A 13,493-nucleotide genomic window follows, 5' to 3' on the forward strand; every position below is an offset into this window, starting at 1 on the left:
GCCATGACCACCACCCTCGAGGCACCCCCCGTCGAGACCCCCGCCCCCGCGCCGGCCCGCCGCCGGTTCCCGGTGGGCCGGTTCCTGGCCTACGTGGTGCTGGTCTTCTTCTCGATCGTCTACCTCTACCCGTTCCTCATCCAGGTCGTCACGTCGTTCAAGACCGACAGCGACGCGACGAACTCCCCGCTGTCGCTGCTGCCCGACCCGGTGACGACGGCGGCGTTCGGCCGGCTGTTCGACACCGACTTCGCCCTCTGGGGCTTCAACTCCGTGTGGGTGTCGGTGCTGGTCACCCTCGGCCGGGTCCTCCTCTGCTCGCTGGCCGGCTACGCGCTGGCCCGGCTGCGCTTCCGCGGCCGGTCGGCGTTGTTCACCGCCGTCCTGGCGGTGATGGCCGTGCCCGGCGTCGTGCTGCTCATCCCGAAGTTCCTGGTGCTCAACCAGCTCGGCATCTACGACACCCCGGTCGCGCTGTTCCTGCCGCTGGTCGCCGACGCCGCGGGCGTGTTCATCATGAAGCAGTTCTTCGAGAGCGTGCCGGCCTCGATCGAGGAGGCCGCCCGCATCGACGGCGCCGGCACCTTCCGGGTCTTCTGGTCGGTGGTGCTGCCGATGGCCCGCCCGGCGCTGATCACGCTGACCATCCTCAGCTTCCAGGCGTCGTGGAACGAGCTGCCGCACTTCATCGTGGCCAGCCAGGACCGCGACCTGTACACGCTCACCAAGGGCGTGGCCACGCTGACCACCGGCCAGCTCGGGTCGGGCAACCAGTTCCCGCTCACCCTGGGCGCGGCACTGCTGATGACCCTGCCGGTGGCGATCGTGTTCTTCGTCTTCCAGCGTTACTTCGTGGCCGGGGCCAACGAGGGGGCGGTGAAGGGCTAGTCCGCGTGCACCAGCAGGCCGCGGATCGTCTCGCCGGCGGCCTGGTCGGCGAAGCCCTGGTGCAGCTGGTCCAGGGAGTAGCGGCGGGTGACCAGCCGGTCGAGCTCGAGCTTCCCCTCCTCGGCCAGGCGCAGCAGCATCGGGACGTCGCGGTGGGCGTTGCAGCTGCCGAACAGCGCACCCTGGATGCGGTGCTCGTAGGCGGTCACCCCGTTGCCCTGCAGGGACACGGTGACGTCGGAGGCGACGTCGGCCAGCGCGGTGAGCACCAGCGTGCCGCCCTTGCCCAGGCAGCGGGCGGCCAGCCGGGTGCTCTCGGGGTCGGTCGACCCCAGTGCGAGGACGACGACGTCGGCGCCGTTGCCCCAGGTCAGCTCGCGGGCCAGCGCCGCCGCCTCCTTCGACGTCCCCACCGCGTGGGTGGCGCCGACGGTGAGCGCGAACTCCCGGCGGAAGGCGACCGGGTCGACGGCGACGACGTGCGAGGCCCCGGCGTGCGCCGCGCCCTGCACCGCGTTGGCGCCCACCCCGCCGCAGCCGACGACCACCACGGTGTCCCCGGGCCGGGTGCCGCCGGCGTAGACCGCCGACCCCCAGCCGGTCGGCACGCTGCAGGCCATGAGCGCCGCGGTGTCCAGCGGCAGCCAGGGGTGGATCTTGATGACCGAGGCCTCGTGCAGCAGCGAGTGCCGGGCGAAGGCGCCGACCATGCAGAACGCGCCGAGCTCCTCGCCGTCCAGCCGGAAGGGCCAGGTGCCGGTGGGCAGCTGCCCGGTGGCGATGGTGGCGCCCAGGTTGCACAGGTTGGACCGGCCCGAGGCGCACCAGCGGCAGGTGCCGCAGGCGGGCAGGAAGCTGGCGACGACGTGGTCGCCGGGGGCCACCCGGCTGACCCCCGGCCCGACCGCCAGCACCCGGCCGGAGCCCTCGTGGCCGCCGACGATCGGGTAGCGCCCGCCGGCGTTGGACTGCCGCAGGTGCTCGTCGGAGTGGCACAGGCCCGCGTAGGCCATCTCCACCAGCACCTCGCCGGGGCCGGGGTCGCCCACCTCCAGCGTCACGAGCTCGTACTGACCACCCTGGCTGCGCAGCACTGCGCCGGTCGTCTCCACCGGCTCATCCCAGCAGATGCCGGGCCGCGGCGTACCCGCCGAGCCCGCTGACCGCGCCGCCGCGCACCGTCCCGCCCGAGGACGCCGACACCACCCGCGGGTGGGCGGTGGCCGCGCCCCAGGTGCCGGCGGGGTGCGCCTCGTCGGCGACCGGCCAGGCCAGGTCGCCGTGGAAGATGTGCCCGCCCGGCATGGCCAGCGACGCCTCGACGTCCAGCGGGGACGCCGCCTGCAGGCACGGCCGGCCCTCGGCGTCGGTGGCCAGGCAGTCGGCCAGCGGCTCCTCCAGCTGCGCGTCGAGCTTGGCGACCACCCGGCGCACGGCCTCCTCGCGGGTGCCCACCGGGTCGGCGGCGAACAGCCCGGCCGGGGTGTGCAGGCCGAAGAGGGTGAGGGTGTGCAGGCCGGTGCCGCCGGTGATCGAGGGGTCGGTCAGCGAGTGGCAGTACACCTCGAACGGGATGGTGCCCGGCAACGTCCCGGCCGCGGCCTGCGCGTAGGCCGCGTCGATCTGCGAGGCGGCCTCGTCGACGTGGCAGGTGCCGCCGAAGGCCACCGCGGGGTCCAGGCCCGACCGGGTCCGGGGCAGCCGGGTGAGCACCATGTTGACCTTCAGCTGGGCGCCCTCCGGCCGTGGCCCGGGCGCGGCGCCGGTCAGCTCGTCGAGGACGGCGGGGGCGCAGCCGGCCACCACGTGCCCGGCGTCCACCGCGTGCACCGCCCCCTCGTCGTCGGTCCAGTGCACGGTCACCCCCTCGGCCCGGGTCTCGACGGCGGTCACGGTGGCCCGGGTGCGCAGGTCGGCCCCGGCCCGGCGGGCGGCGTCGGCGATCGCGCCGCTGACCACGCCCATGCCGCCCACCGGCACCCGCCACAGACCGGTGCCGTTGCCGACCAGGTGGTAGAGGAAGCAGCGGCCGGCCAGGCCGTCGGCGGCGTGCACGTCGGCGAAGGTGCCGATCAGGCCGTCGGTCAGGGCCACGCCGCGGGCGACGTCGGAGTGCAGGTGGTCGGCGACCACGTCGGCCAGCGGCCGCTCCACCAGGTCGCGGTACAGCTGCGGGTCGCGCAGCCGGCCCTCCAGCTCGCCCCGGTCCAGCAGCGGCTCGACCAGGGTGGGGGAGAGGTCCTCGGCCAGCGTGCTCAGCCGGCCGTAGAAGCGCTGCCAGCCGGCCCACTCGGCGTCCGACCCGGTCAGCGCCCGGAACGAGGCCTCGGTCGCCGGCCCGGGGTCGCGCTCGACCAGCAGCGCGCGGTCACCGAGCAGGGTCGCCGAGCTGACCGCCCGGTCGCGCAGCTCGAGGCCGAGGTCCAGGTCGGCCACCAGCCGGTCGGGCAGCAGGCTGACCAGGTAGGAGTAGGCCGAGAGCCGGACGCCGACGCTGGGGAACACCTGCTCGCTGACCGCCGCGCCGCCGAGGCCCGCCCGGCGCTCGAGGACCAGCACCGACCGGCCCGCGCGGGCCAGGTACGCCGCGGCGACGAGACCGTTGTGCCCGCCGCCGACCACCACCACGTCCACCGCCGCACCAGGTCGCATCCCGGCATCCTGTCCCACCCGCAACAGGTGCAACGAGACGGTCACGCGTTGTGAGCGTGCTCATGGCGTGTCCCTGGGCCGACCGTGCGGAAGTCCACAAACGGAGGGGGGTGGGTTGTCACGACTGGGTTACGCACCTACCGTCGGGCCGTCCGGACGGATCGTTCCGCCACCTCCCCTGGGTGGCAGCCGACCGGGCGCCGCCGAACCACAGCCGTCCCAGCAGCACCGGGGCGTGCATGGACCGGGGACCCACCGAAGCACTGGGGTGAAGCACCGACGGCCCGCGAGGGCCAACGTGCCGGGCGAACTTCCCGCCCGAATCCGTCAGCTAACCCGGTAGGCGGCCTGTGGGAAGAAAGGACCACCCGCCGCACATGGCGAGTACCAGCACTGCCGCGCGCCGCCCTGCCCTCCTCCGGGGGCGACGCGCAGCGATCACCCTCCTCGCCGCCGCCGGGGTCCTGGTGACCACCGCCCCCGCGCAGGCCGCACCGGGCGCCGAGCCCACCACCGCCGCCGAGGCCGCCCAGCTGGTCGCCGAGCGCGGCCACCAGCTCGAGGTCCTCACCGAGCAGTTCAACGACGCCCGCGTCGCGCTGGAGACCGACCAGGCCGCCGCCACCCAGGCCGCCGCCGACGCGCAGGCCGCCCAGGCCGCCTTCGACGCCGCCCGCGGCTCGGTCACCGACGTCGCCCGCACCGCCTACCAGGGCGGCAGCCAGCTCACCGGCCTGCAGACCCTGCTCTCGGCCAGCTCGGCCGGCGAGTTCGTGGAGCAGGCGGCCACCCTCGACCTGCTCTCGGAGCACACCACCGAGGTGCTGAGCGAGGCCCAGCAGGCCAACGACGCCGCCGCGGCCGCCCAGCAGCAGGCCGAGCAGGCCACCACCGAGGCGCAGGCCCAGCTCGACGCCGTCAGCGCCCAGCAGGACGAGCTCAACGCCGAGATCGCCGACTACCAGGCCCAGTACGACCGGCTCAGCGCGGCCGAGCAGGCCGCCATCCTGGCCAGCCACGGCGGCGGCGACACCGCTGCGGCCGCGCCGTCGGGCTCCTCGGGTGGGTCGGGCAGCAGCGCCGCGGCCGCGCCGTCCACCTCGGTGGTGGCCAACTCCGCCGCCGCGCAGACCGCCGTCGACACCGCCCTCGCCCAGCGCGGCGACCCGTACGTGTGGGCCGCCTCCGGGCCGAACAGCTTCGACTGCTCGGGCCTGGTGCAGTACGCCTACGCCGCCGCCGGCATCTCGCTGCCGCACTCCAGCCGGGCGCAGGCCTCCATGGGGCAGGCCGTCTCCCGCGCCGACCTGCAGCCCGGTGACCTGGTGGCCTACTACTCCCCGGTCAGCCACATCGGCATCTACATCGGCAACGGCCAGATGGTCCACGCGCCGACGTCGGGCGACGTGGTCAAGGTCGCCAGCATCGACGCGATGGGCTCCTCGCCCACGGCCTACCGCCGCCTCGCGGGCTGACGCAGCCAGCACCCCCGGAGCCCCGGTCACCCTCGCGGTGACCGGGGCTCCGCGCTGTGCGGGGTCGGTCACACCCGGGGACACCGGCCGCGCGCCGGTCGTTCATGCCGGTCGTGGCCACCCTGCTCGAGCCCCGCACCGTCGCCCGCGCCTTCCGCGTCGTCGCCCTCGCCGAGGCGGTGAGCTGGGCGCTCCTGCTGGCCGGGATGTTCGTGAAGTGGGTGCTGCGCACCTCCGAGCTCGGCGTGCAGGTCGCCGGGCCGATCCACGGCGGCGTCTTCGTCGTCTACGTGGTGCTCGCCGTCCTGGCCTGGCGGGTGCTGCGCTGGGACCTGCGCACCGCGTTCCTCGCCCTGGTGGCCTCGATCCCGCCGTTCGCCACCGTGTGGTTCGAGCGGTGGGCGGTCCGCACCGGTCGGCTGCCGGTCGAACGCCCGGTGACCACCCCCTAGCCTGCGGGGCATGCCCGACCCCGCTCCCGTCGCCCCCACCACGGCCCGCACGCTGCTCGCCCGCACCGCCCGCGTGCAGCGCGAGGGCCGCGCGCCCGGCCTGGTCGCCGGCGTGGTGCGTGACGGCGGGCTGGCCTGGTCGACCGGCCGCGGCGACGTCCCCGAGCCGCACGCCGACGTCCAGTTCCGGCTGGGCTCGATCAGCAAGACCATCACCGCGGTCGCGGTCATGCGGCTGCGCGACGAGGGCAGGCTGCGGCTGGACGACCCGCTGGACCGGCACCTGCCCGGCACCCCGCTGGGCGACCGCACCGTCGGACAGCTGCTCTCCCACCTGGCCGGGGCCTCCAGCGAGAGCCCGGGCGGCTGGTGGGAGCGGGTGCCCGGCGGCACCCTCGAGGAGCTGCAGCTGGGCCCCGAGCACGTCGTGCTCGGCGCGGCCCGCCGCTTCCACTACTCCAACCTCGGCTTCGGCCTGCTGGGCGAGCTGGTGGCCCGCCAGCGCGGCCGGTCGTGGGCCGACGTCGTCACCGACGAGGTGCTCCGCCCGCTCGGGATGACCCGCACCACCCCGCGGCCCTCCGGTGCCGCGGCGCGCGGCACCGCCGTCCACCCCTGGGCCGACGTCGTGCTGCCCGAGCCCGAGCACGACGCCGGGGTCATGGACGCCGCCGGCCAGCTGTGGGCCACGCTGACCGACCTGGGCCGGTTCGCCGCGTTCCTGCTCGGCGACACCGGCGACGTGCTCGACCCGACGACGCTGGCCGAGATGACCGTGCCGGCCGGCGTGGACTCCTCGGTGGCCGGCTGGTCGGCCTACGGCCTGGGCGTGCAGGTGCTCCGGGTCGACGGCGCCACCCTGGTCGGGCACGGCGGCTCGATGCCCGGGTTCCTCGCCGGGGTCTTCGTCGACCGGGCCGAGATGGCCGGCGCGGTGATGCTGGCCAACACCACCAGCGGGCTGGACCCGCTCGTGCCGGGGCTGCTGGCCGACCTGCGCGCCGCCGAGCCGTGGGTGGGGCCGGCGTGGTCGCCGTCCCCGGCGCCGGTGCCGCTGGACGTGCTCGGCGTCTGGTTCTGGGGCCCGGCGCCCTACGTGCTGCGCGCCCAGGCCGGTGGCCTGTTGCACCTGGGTCCGCTGCCCGGCCGTGCCGGGCGGGCCAGCCGGTTCCTCCGGCGGCCCGACGGCCGATGGGTGGGCCTGGACGGCTACTACGCCGGCGAGACGCTGCGCATCGCCGACGACCACCTGGACCTGGCGACCTTCGTGTTCACCCGGCAGCCCTACGACCCTGCCGCCCCGGTGCCCGGCGGCGTCGACCCCGCGGGCTGGCGCTGAGCCGCCTCAGGCTCGGTCGAGCGCAGCCAGGGTGGCGTGGGTGGCGAAGCCGTAGGCCAGGTGCGGCACCACGTCGCTGGCCCAGTCGGTGGCCGACCAGGTCCGGGGGTCGCTGATGCCCAGGGCCGCCATCGGGCCGTTCGCGCCGACCAGCGCCCCGACGGTGGCGACCAGCCCCCCGACCACGGCGTTCGGCCGGAACCCGGCGGCCCGGGCGAGGCCGGCGAGCACGCCGACGCCCACCCCGGCCGCGATGCCGGTCAGCGGCCCCAGCCCCGCCACCCGGTTGTCGCGGGTGTCGCCCTCGCCCGGGATGTCGACGTGCGCCTTGTCGGCCAGTGCCTCGACGGTCTGCTGGGGGGTGTTGCTGGTGCCGCGCCCGCGCACCGCCATGTCCAGGTAGGTGACGGTGTTCAGCACGGTCGTGCCGGCGGCGCCGGCAGCCGCGCCGCGCAGCACCCACCCGCCGGTGGAGATGCCGCGCCTGCCCTTGCCGAATGCACCCACGGGGGTCCTCGAAGCCATGGAGCGCCCGTTACCCCGGGGGTGACGGGCGAGAAACCGTCACCAGCGGCAGACGGTGATCCGCCGGTCGGGGACCTCGCCGGTGGCGATGAAGGTGTTCACCGGGTCGTCCACGCACGGGTCACCCCGCCCGTAGACCACGTGCGGGCCGCCGAGCTGCACCACCGCGCCGTCGTCCGGCCCGGCGCCGGGGACGAGGTCGCGGAAGACGTCCTGCGCCCCGACGAACGGCGTGTTCGGGTCGGTGTCGGCCCCCAGCACCAGCACCGGGTACGGCGGGTCGGTGACCGGGGCCGGGCGGGCGAAGTCCGGCTCGCTGGCCGCACCCGGCCAGAACAGGCAGGCGGTGTCCCCGTAGTAGGTGCCGCCCAGCCGCAGCTGGTCGATGCCCTGCTCCTCGGCGACGTCGAGCCACTCGTCCAGCACGGCCCGGGGGTCGCCGCCGTCGGGCACGAAGTCGTAGTCCTGGCACTCGACGGCGTAGAACAGCGCGTCGGAGTAGGTCGGGTCGGGGACGAACACCCCGTTGCCGAGCTGGTCCAGGCCGGACACGTCGCCGGCGAGGGCGTCGCCCAGCGCGTCGGCGAACTCCTCCCGGGCGTAGGGGTCGCTCATCGAGGAGATCGCCGCCGACCGCAGGGTCAGGTCGTCGACCGGGTCGCCGCTCGGGCCCGTCCGCGGCGAGGCGGCCAGCTCGTCCAGCAGCCCGTCGTACCCGGCGGCGTCGTCGCCGAGGGTGAGCTCCAGGACCTCGGAGTAGGCGCGGGCGGCCTGGACGGCGAACCCCGGCTGGTCGGTGGTCAGGTCGACCACGCCGTCGACCACCAGGCCGGCCACCCGCTCGGGGTGCGCGGCGGCGTAGGTCTGCACGTACTGGGTGCCGTAGCTCTCGCCGTAGAGGGTCAGCTGCGGGGCGTCCAGCCACTGCCGGAGGTCCTCGAGGTCCTCGACCGCCTGCGCGGTGGCGTAGCGGGGCGCGGTGGCCGGGTCGACGCCGGCCTCGGCGAAGCAGTCCTCGCCGAACCGGGTGGTGGCCGCCGCGTAGTCCTCCCGCTCGGCCGGCGTCAACGAGGTGTCCACCGCCGCCGTCCACTCCGCGTAGGCGTCGTCGCAGCGGAACTCCTGGGACAGCCCGATCCCGCGCTGGTCGAGGAACACCACGTCGAAGCCCTCGCGCACCTCGTCGGGGAAGGACTGCGTGTAGGCGTCGGCGGCGGCCAGCCCGCTGGAGCCGGGGCCGCCGGTGGCGGTGACGAACACGCCGCGGCGCTCGCCCGTGGCCCGCAGGACGGCGAAGGTGACGTCCCAGTGCTCGCCGGCCGGGCGGGCGTGGTCCACCGGCACCGACAGGGTCACGCAGGAGAAGTCGCCCGCGCCGGTGGACGGCGCGCAGGGCTGCTCGTCGACGAAGGCCCAGCCGTCGGGGGCGGGGGACGCCGTCCCGTCGATGCGGCAGCCGGTGAGCACCAGGGCGGCGAGCACGAGCAGGGACCGGGACCGCACGGCGCACCCTAACCGGGGTACGGGCCGGTCAGGCCTCCGCGGCGCGCTTGAGCAGCGGGGCCATGCGGTGGTCGACGAACCGCCGCAGCGCCAGGTTGGTGTCGGTGCGCTGCACACCGGGGATGGCCAGCACCTGCTCGCTGATCCGCCACAGGTCGTCGGCGTCGACCGCGACCACCTGCACCAGCAGGTCGGCCACGCCGGACAGGCCGATCACCTCGAGCACCTCGGGGATGTCGGCCAGGCCGGTGCTGACCTCGGCCAGCGAGGTCTGCACCACGGTGACCGTGATGTAGGCGGTGAGCCGGTAGCCCAGCGCCTCGGGGCGCAGCCGGCGCTCGAAGGGGTCCAGCGCGCCGCCGGACTCCAGCCGGGCCAGCCGCGCCTGCACGGTGTTGCGGGCCAGGCCGAGGGTCTGCGAGAGCGCCATCACCGTGGCGCGCGGGTCCTCGGACAGGGCGAGCAGCAACCGGGCGTCGGTGGCGTCGATCCCGGGCACGCTGCTCAGTGTGCCACGCCACACCTGGTCCTGGCTGAACAATCTGATCGGTTCCGGTCGAGTGCCTTGCGCATCCCGCTGCGGGAGTGATGTGCTGCACAAGCAGTTCTGCGACGTGAGGAGGACGACGGTGACCGCCGTGCGAGAGATGGTCGACCCGGTACCGGGGGCCGCTGCGCCCCACCTGCCGGCCCAGCCCGATCTGGTGCAGCTGCTGACGCCCGAGGGCGAGCGGGTCGAGCACCCCGACTACTCCCTGGACGTCACCGACGAGGAGCTGCGCTCCCTCTACCGCGACCTCGCGCTGGTCCGCCGGTGGGACGTCGAGGCCACCGCGCTGCAGCGGCAGGGCGAGCTCGGCATCTGGGCCTCGCTGCAGGGCCAGGAGGCCGCGCAGATCGGCGCCGGCCGCGCGCTCGGCGAAGCGGACATGGCCTTCCCGACCTACCGCGAGCACGGCGTGGCCTGGACCCGCGGGGTCGACCCGCTCGACGTCATCAGCCTGTTCCGCGGCAACGACCTCGGCGGCTGGGACCCGGTCGCCACCCGGTTCAACCTCTACACCGTCGTCATCGGCGCGCAGTGCCTGCACGCCACGGGCTACGCGATGGGCATCCAGCGCGACACGGCCGACGCCGCGGCCATCGCCTTCCTCGGCGACGGCGCGACCAGCCAGGGCGAGGTCAACGAGGCCTTCATCTGGGCGGCCACGTTCGACTCCCCGGTCGTGTTCTTCTGCCAGAACAACCAGTACGCCATCTCGGTGCCGATCGAGCGCCAGTCCAAGGTGCCGCTGTTCCAGCGCGCGGCCGGCTTCGGCTTCCCCGGCGTCCGGGTCGACGGCAACGACGTCCTCGCCGTCCTGGCCGTCACCCGCGCGGCGCTCGCCCGGGCGCGCGAGGGCTCCGGGCCCACGTTCATCGAGGCCTTCACCTACCGCATGGGCGCGCACACCACCTCCGACGACCCCACCCGCTACCGGCTGGCCGACGAGCTCGAGGAGTGGAAGCTGCGCGACCCGATCGCGCGGGTCAAGGCGTACCTGTCGCGCTCCGGCAAGGCCGACGCGGAGTTCTTCGCCGGCGTCGACGCCGAGGGCGACGAGCTCGCCGCCCGCATCCGCACGGGCACGCTGGAGATGCCCGACCCGGCCGGCACCGAGATGTTCGACCACGTCTACGCCGAGCAGACCGAGGAGATCGCCGCCCAGCGCGCGGCGTTCCTCGCCTACCAGGAGGGGTTCGAGAAGTGAGCACCCTGACGTTGGGCAAGGCGCTCAACACCGGCCTGCGCAAGGCGATGGAGGACGACCCGAAGGTCGTGCTCATGGGCGAGGACATCGGCAAGCTGGGCGGCGTCTTCCGGATCACCGACGGCCTGCAGAAGGACTTCGGCGAGGCCCGCGTCGTCGACACCCCGCTGGCCGAGGCCGGCATCGTGGGCACCGCGGTCGGCCTGGCCATGCGCGGCTACAAGCCGGTGGTGGAGATCCAGTTCGACGGGTTCGTCTTCCCCGCCTACAACCAGATCGTCACCCAGGTCGCCAAGATCCACGCCCGCTCGCGCGGCAAGCTGCCCATGCCGATCACCATCCGGATCCCGTTCGGCGGCGGCATCGGCGCGGTCGAGCACCACAGCGAGAGCCCCGAGGCCTACTTCGCGCACACCACCGGCCTGAAGGTCGTCGCGGTGTCCAACCCCGCCGACGCCTACTGGATGCTGCAGCAGGCCATCGCCCACCCCGACCCGGTCGTGTTCTTCGAGCCGAAGCGCCGGTACTGGGACAAGGCCGAGGTCGACCTCGACACGGCGCCGCCGCCGCTGTTCAGCTCCCGGGTGGTGCGGGCCGGCGACGACGTCACGCTGCTGGCCTACGGACCCATGGTGAAGACCGCGCTGCAGGCCGCCGAGGCCGCGCAGGGCGAGGGCCGCTCGCTGGAGGTCATCGACCTGCGCACGCTCTCGCCGCTGGACCTCGCCCCCGTCGAGGAGTCGGTGCGCCGCACCGGCCGCTGCGTCGTGGTGCACGAGGCGCAGACCACGCTGGGCCTGGGCGCGGAGATCGCCGCCCGGGTCAGCGAGAGCTGCTTCCACTCCCTGGAGGCCCCGGTGCTGCGGGTGGGTGGCTACGACGTCACCTACCCGCCGTCCAAGCTCGAGGAGGAGTACCTCCCCGACCTGGACCGGGTGCTCGAGGCCGTCGACCGCTCGCTGGAGTTCTGACATGCCGGACCTGCGCCAGTTCAAGCTGCCCGACGTCGGCGAGGGCCTGACCGAGGGCGAGATCCTGCAGTGGCTCGTCGCCGTCGGCGACACGGTGACCACCAATCAGCCGCTGTGCGAGGTGGAGACCGCCAAGGCCGCCGTCGAGCTGCCCAGCCCGTACGCCGGCACCGTGGTCGAGCTGCTGCACGAGCCGGGGACGACGGTCGACGTCGGCGCCCCGATCATCACCATCGACATCGGCGGGGACGCCCCGGCGACCGAGGACGACACCCCGGCCGCCGGGCTGATCGGCGGCCCGGCGCCGGGCGGCCGGACGTCGGTGCTGGTCGGCTACGGCCCCAAGAACACCGAGGCCGTGCGCCGGCCGCGCCGGTCGGGGGCCGCGGTCGCCGAGCGGGCCACCGCGCCGGCCGTGCTGCCCGAGGCGGACTACGGGTCGGGCACCGACCGGCCGCCCCTGCTGGCCACCGCGCCCGACGCGACCAGCAAGCCGGTGCGGCACGGCGGGCTGGAGATCGGCCGGGCCGCCGAGCGGCACGCCGCCGACACCGAGGCCGCCTCGGGCACCGCGGTCGCCCCCGGCCGCCGCGCCCCGCGCCCGCTGGCCAAGCCGCCGGTGCGCAAGTACGCCAAGGACCTCGGCATCGACCTGACCACCGTCACCGGCACGGGCGCCGGCGGGGTCATCACCCGGGCCGACGTCGAGGCCGCCCGCTCAGCCGTGGTCGAGCCGGCGGCGGCCGAGACCGTCGTCCGGTTCCCGGTCGGCGACGGCGGCACCGCCGGCCGCGAGCAGCGCATCCCGATCAAGGGCGTGCGCAAGCACACGGCCGCGGCGATGGTGTCCAGCGCCTTCACCGCCCCGCACGTGACGGAGTTCCTGACCGTCGACGTCACCCGGATGATGGCGCTGCGCGGTCGGCTGGCCGCGCGGCCGGAGCTGGCCGGGCTCAAGGTCAGCCCGCTGCTGTTCGTCGCCAAGGCGCTGCTGCTGGCCGCGCGCAAGCACCCGATGGTGAACAGCTCGTGGGACGAGGCGGCGCAGGAGATCGTGGTCAAGGACTACGTGAACCTGGGCATCGCGGCGGCCACCCCCCGCGGCCTCGTCGTCCCGAACATCAAGGACGCCGGGCGGCTGTCGCTGGCCGAGCTGGCCGGGGCGCTGGCCGACCTGACCGCCACCGCGCGGGCCGGGAAGACCTCGCCGGCCGACATGTCCGGCGGCACGATCACGATCACCAACGTGGGCGTGTTCGGGGTGGACACCGGGACGCCGATCCTCAACCCCGGCGAGTCGGCGATCCTGGCCTTCGGCGCCGTGCGCGAGATGCCGTGGGTGCACAAGGGCAAGGTCCGGGTGCGCCAGGTGACGCAGCTGGCGCTGTCCTTCGACCACCGCATCATCGACGGCGAGCTGGGCAGCCGCTTCCTCGCCGACGTCGGCGCCGTCCTGCACGACCCGGGTGTCGCGCTGGCGCTCTGACTGCCGGCTGCGCGGTTCTGGCCCTCTGGGGACCTGCCGAGGGGGCGGGAACCCCGCAGTGCGGCGCAGAGTCCGGGGTTCGCGGGGTCAGGGGGACGTCGATGGCCCCGGGAACCCCGATCTCGGGGGCGCGGACGACGAAGGCCCCCTCCCGCAGCTGCGGGAGGGGGCCTTCGTCGTGGTGCTGGTTACTCGGCGTCGAGGTCGCGCTCGACCATGCCGGCGATCTCGGCGAGGACGGCCTCGTCCTCGCTGCTGACCTCGACCTCGGCGCCCTTCTTGGCACCCAGGGTCATGATCATCAGCGGTGAGCCGGCGTCGACCGGGTTGCCGCCGGGGGTGGCGAGGGTGACCGGCTTGCCGGACTTGCTCACCGCCTCGGCGATGAGGGCGGCGGGGCGGGCGTGCAGGCCGACGGCGGAACCGACGGTCACGGTCTTGCTGGGCATCG

General features: G+C 74.8%; 13 protein-coding genes and 1 riboswitch. Of the genes, 7 read left to right on the forward strand and 6 right to left on the reverse strand.

Annotated elements, in window-relative coordinates; translation table 11 throughout:
• The first annotated feature begins 3 nt into the window (after positions 1-3).
• Positions 4-888 (forward strand): carbohydrate ABC transporter permease, encoded by an 885-nt coding sequence (locus BM158_RS03250; protein WP_091554652.1) that lies wholly within the window; start codon positions 4-6, stop codon positions 886-888.
• Here BM158_RS03250 and BM158_RS03255 read toward each other — a convergent pair.
• Together BM158_RS03255 and BM158_RS03260 are read right to left on the reverse strand one after the other, a co-directional pair.
• Entirely contained in the window at positions 885-2,000 is a 1,116-nt protein-coding gene (locus BM158_RS03255; RefSeq protein ID WP_091554654.1) for an NDMA-dependent alcohol dehydrogenase, read from the reverse strand. The two genes, BM158_RS03250 and BM158_RS03255, sit on opposite strands and share 4 nt — an antisense overlap.
• Positions 2,001-2,004: 4 nt before the next feature.
• Positions 2,005-3,540 carry a phytoene desaturase family protein gene (locus tag BM158_RS03260; RefSeq protein WP_091554656.1) on the reverse strand — a complete coding sequence of 512 codons (1,536 nt, stop codon included), beginning with the start codon at positions 3,538-3,540 and terminating at the stop codon, positions 2,005-2,007.
• A 216-nt stretch (positions 3,541-3,756) separates the two neighbouring features.
• Positions 3,757-3,902, forward strand: a riboswitch (cyclic di-AMP (ydaO/yuaA leader).
• A gap of 105 nt (positions 3,903-4,007) precedes the next feature.
• Between BM158_RS03260 and BM158_RS03265 the strand changes: the two genes are divergently transcribed.
• From BM158_RS03265 to BM158_RS03275, 3 genes are all read left to right on the forward strand, one after another.
• A complete protein-coding gene (locus tag BM158_RS03265; RefSeq protein ID WP_229827480.1) occupies positions 4,008-5,015 on the forward strand; it encodes a C40 family peptidase in 1,008 nt (335 codons plus the stop codon).
• A 113-nt stretch (positions 5,016-5,128) separates the two neighbouring features.
• The gene (locus tag BM158_RS03270; protein ID WP_409359871.1) at positions 5,129-5,467 is read left to right on the forward strand and encodes a DUF3817 domain-containing protein; all 339 of its coding nucleotides are present in this window, start codon (positions 5,129-5,131) and stop codon (positions 5,465-5,467) included.
• A gap of 10 nt (positions 5,468-5,477) precedes the next feature.
• Positions 5,478-6,806, forward strand: coding sequence for a serine hydrolase domain-containing protein (locus BM158_RS03275; RefSeq protein WP_091554662.1), 1,329 nt, complete (start codon positions 5,478-5,480; stop codon positions 6,804-6,806).
• A 6-nt stretch (positions 6,807-6,812) separates the two neighbouring features.
• Here the strand turns inward: BM158_RS03275 and BM158_RS03280 are convergent, their stop codons facing one another.
• From BM158_RS03280 to BM158_RS03290, 3 genes are read right to left on the reverse strand one after another with little or no spacing between them, the layout of a single operon-like run.
• Complete coding sequence (locus BM158_RS03280; protein ID WP_229827479.1) at positions 6,813-7,313, reverse strand: hypothetical protein; 501 nt, start codon at positions 7,311-7,313, stop codon at positions 6,813-6,815.
• A gap of 57 nt (positions 7,314-7,370) precedes the next feature.
• Complete coding sequence (locus BM158_RS03285) at positions 7,371-8,834, reverse strand: alpha/beta fold hydrolase (protein WP_109504818.1); 1,464 nt, start codon at positions 8,832-8,834, stop codon at positions 7,371-7,373.
• Between the two features lie 28 nt (positions 8,835-8,862).
• Positions 8,863-9,333 carry an Lrp/AsnC family transcriptional regulator gene (locus BM158_RS03290; protein ID WP_091554668.1) on the reverse strand — a complete coding sequence of 157 codons (471 nt, stop codon included), beginning with the start codon at positions 9,331-9,333 and terminating at the stop codon, positions 8,863-8,865.
• A 130-nt stretch (positions 9,334-9,463) separates the two neighbouring features.
• On the opposite strand from BM158_RS03290, the gene pdhA reads away from it, so the two are divergent.
• From pdhA to BM158_RS03305, 3 genes are read left to right on the forward strand one after another with little or no spacing between them, the layout of a single operon-like run.
• On the forward strand, positions 9,464-10,585 hold the full coding sequence (gene pdhA / locus BM158_RS03295; protein ID WP_229827478.1) for a pyruvate dehydrogenase (acetyl-transferring) E1 component subunit alpha: 1,122 nt from the start codon (positions 9,464-9,466) through the stop codon (positions 10,583-10,585).
• Positions 10,582-11,556: an alpha-ketoacid dehydrogenase subunit beta gene (locus BM158_RS03300; RefSeq protein WP_165628820.1), complete on the forward strand. Its 975-nt coding sequence runs from the start codon at positions 10,582-10,584 to the stop codon at positions 11,554-11,556. Before pdhA ends, BM158_RS03300 begins: the two co-directional genes overlap by 4 nt.
• 1 nt (position 11,557) lies before the next feature.
• Positions 11,558-13,042: a dihydrolipoamide acetyltransferase family protein gene (locus BM158_RS03305; RefSeq protein ID WP_091554669.1), complete on the forward strand. Its 1,485-nt coding sequence runs from the start codon at positions 11,558-11,560 to the stop codon at positions 13,040-13,042.
• A 188-nt stretch (positions 13,043-13,230) separates the two neighbouring features.
• On the opposite strand, the gene BM158_RS03310 is transcribed toward BM158_RS03305, so the two are convergent.
• Complete coding sequence (locus BM158_RS03310; protein WP_091060375.1) at positions 13,231-13,491, reverse strand: HPr family phosphocarrier protein; 261 nt, start codon at positions 13,489-13,491, stop codon at positions 13,231-13,233.
• Between the last annotated feature and the right edge of the window lie 2 nt (positions 13,492-13,493).

It is taken from the genome of Klenkia taihuensis (genome assembly GCF_900112525.1).
In the GTDB taxonomy this organism is placed as follows: domain Bacteria; phylum Actinomycetota; class Actinomycetes; order Mycobacteriales; family Geodermatophilaceae; genus Klenkia; species Klenkia taihuensis.

Excerpts from the sequence above, each read along its gene's own strand:
- BM158_RS03250 (WP_091554652.1), top strand. The coding sequence starts at position 4 with ATGACCACCACCCTCGAGGCACCCCCCGTCGAGACCCCCGCCCCCGCG.
- BM158_RS03260 (WP_091554656.1), bottom strand. The coding sequence starts at position 3,540 with ATGCGACCTGGTGCGGCGGTGGACGTGGTGGTGGTCGGCGGCGGGCAC.
- BM158_RS03310 (WP_091060375.1), bottom strand. The coding sequence starts at position 13,491 with ATGCCCAGCAAGACCGTGACCGTCGGTTCCGCCGTCGGCCTGCACGCC.
- BM158_RS03305 (WP_091554669.1), top strand. The coding sequence starts at position 11,558 with ATGCCGGACCTGCGCCAGTTCAAGCTGCCCGACGTCGGCGAGGGCCTG.
- BM158_RS03275 (WP_091554662.1), top strand. The coding sequence starts at position 5,478 with ATGCCCGACCCCGCTCCCGTCGCCCCCACCACGGCCCGCACGCTGCTC.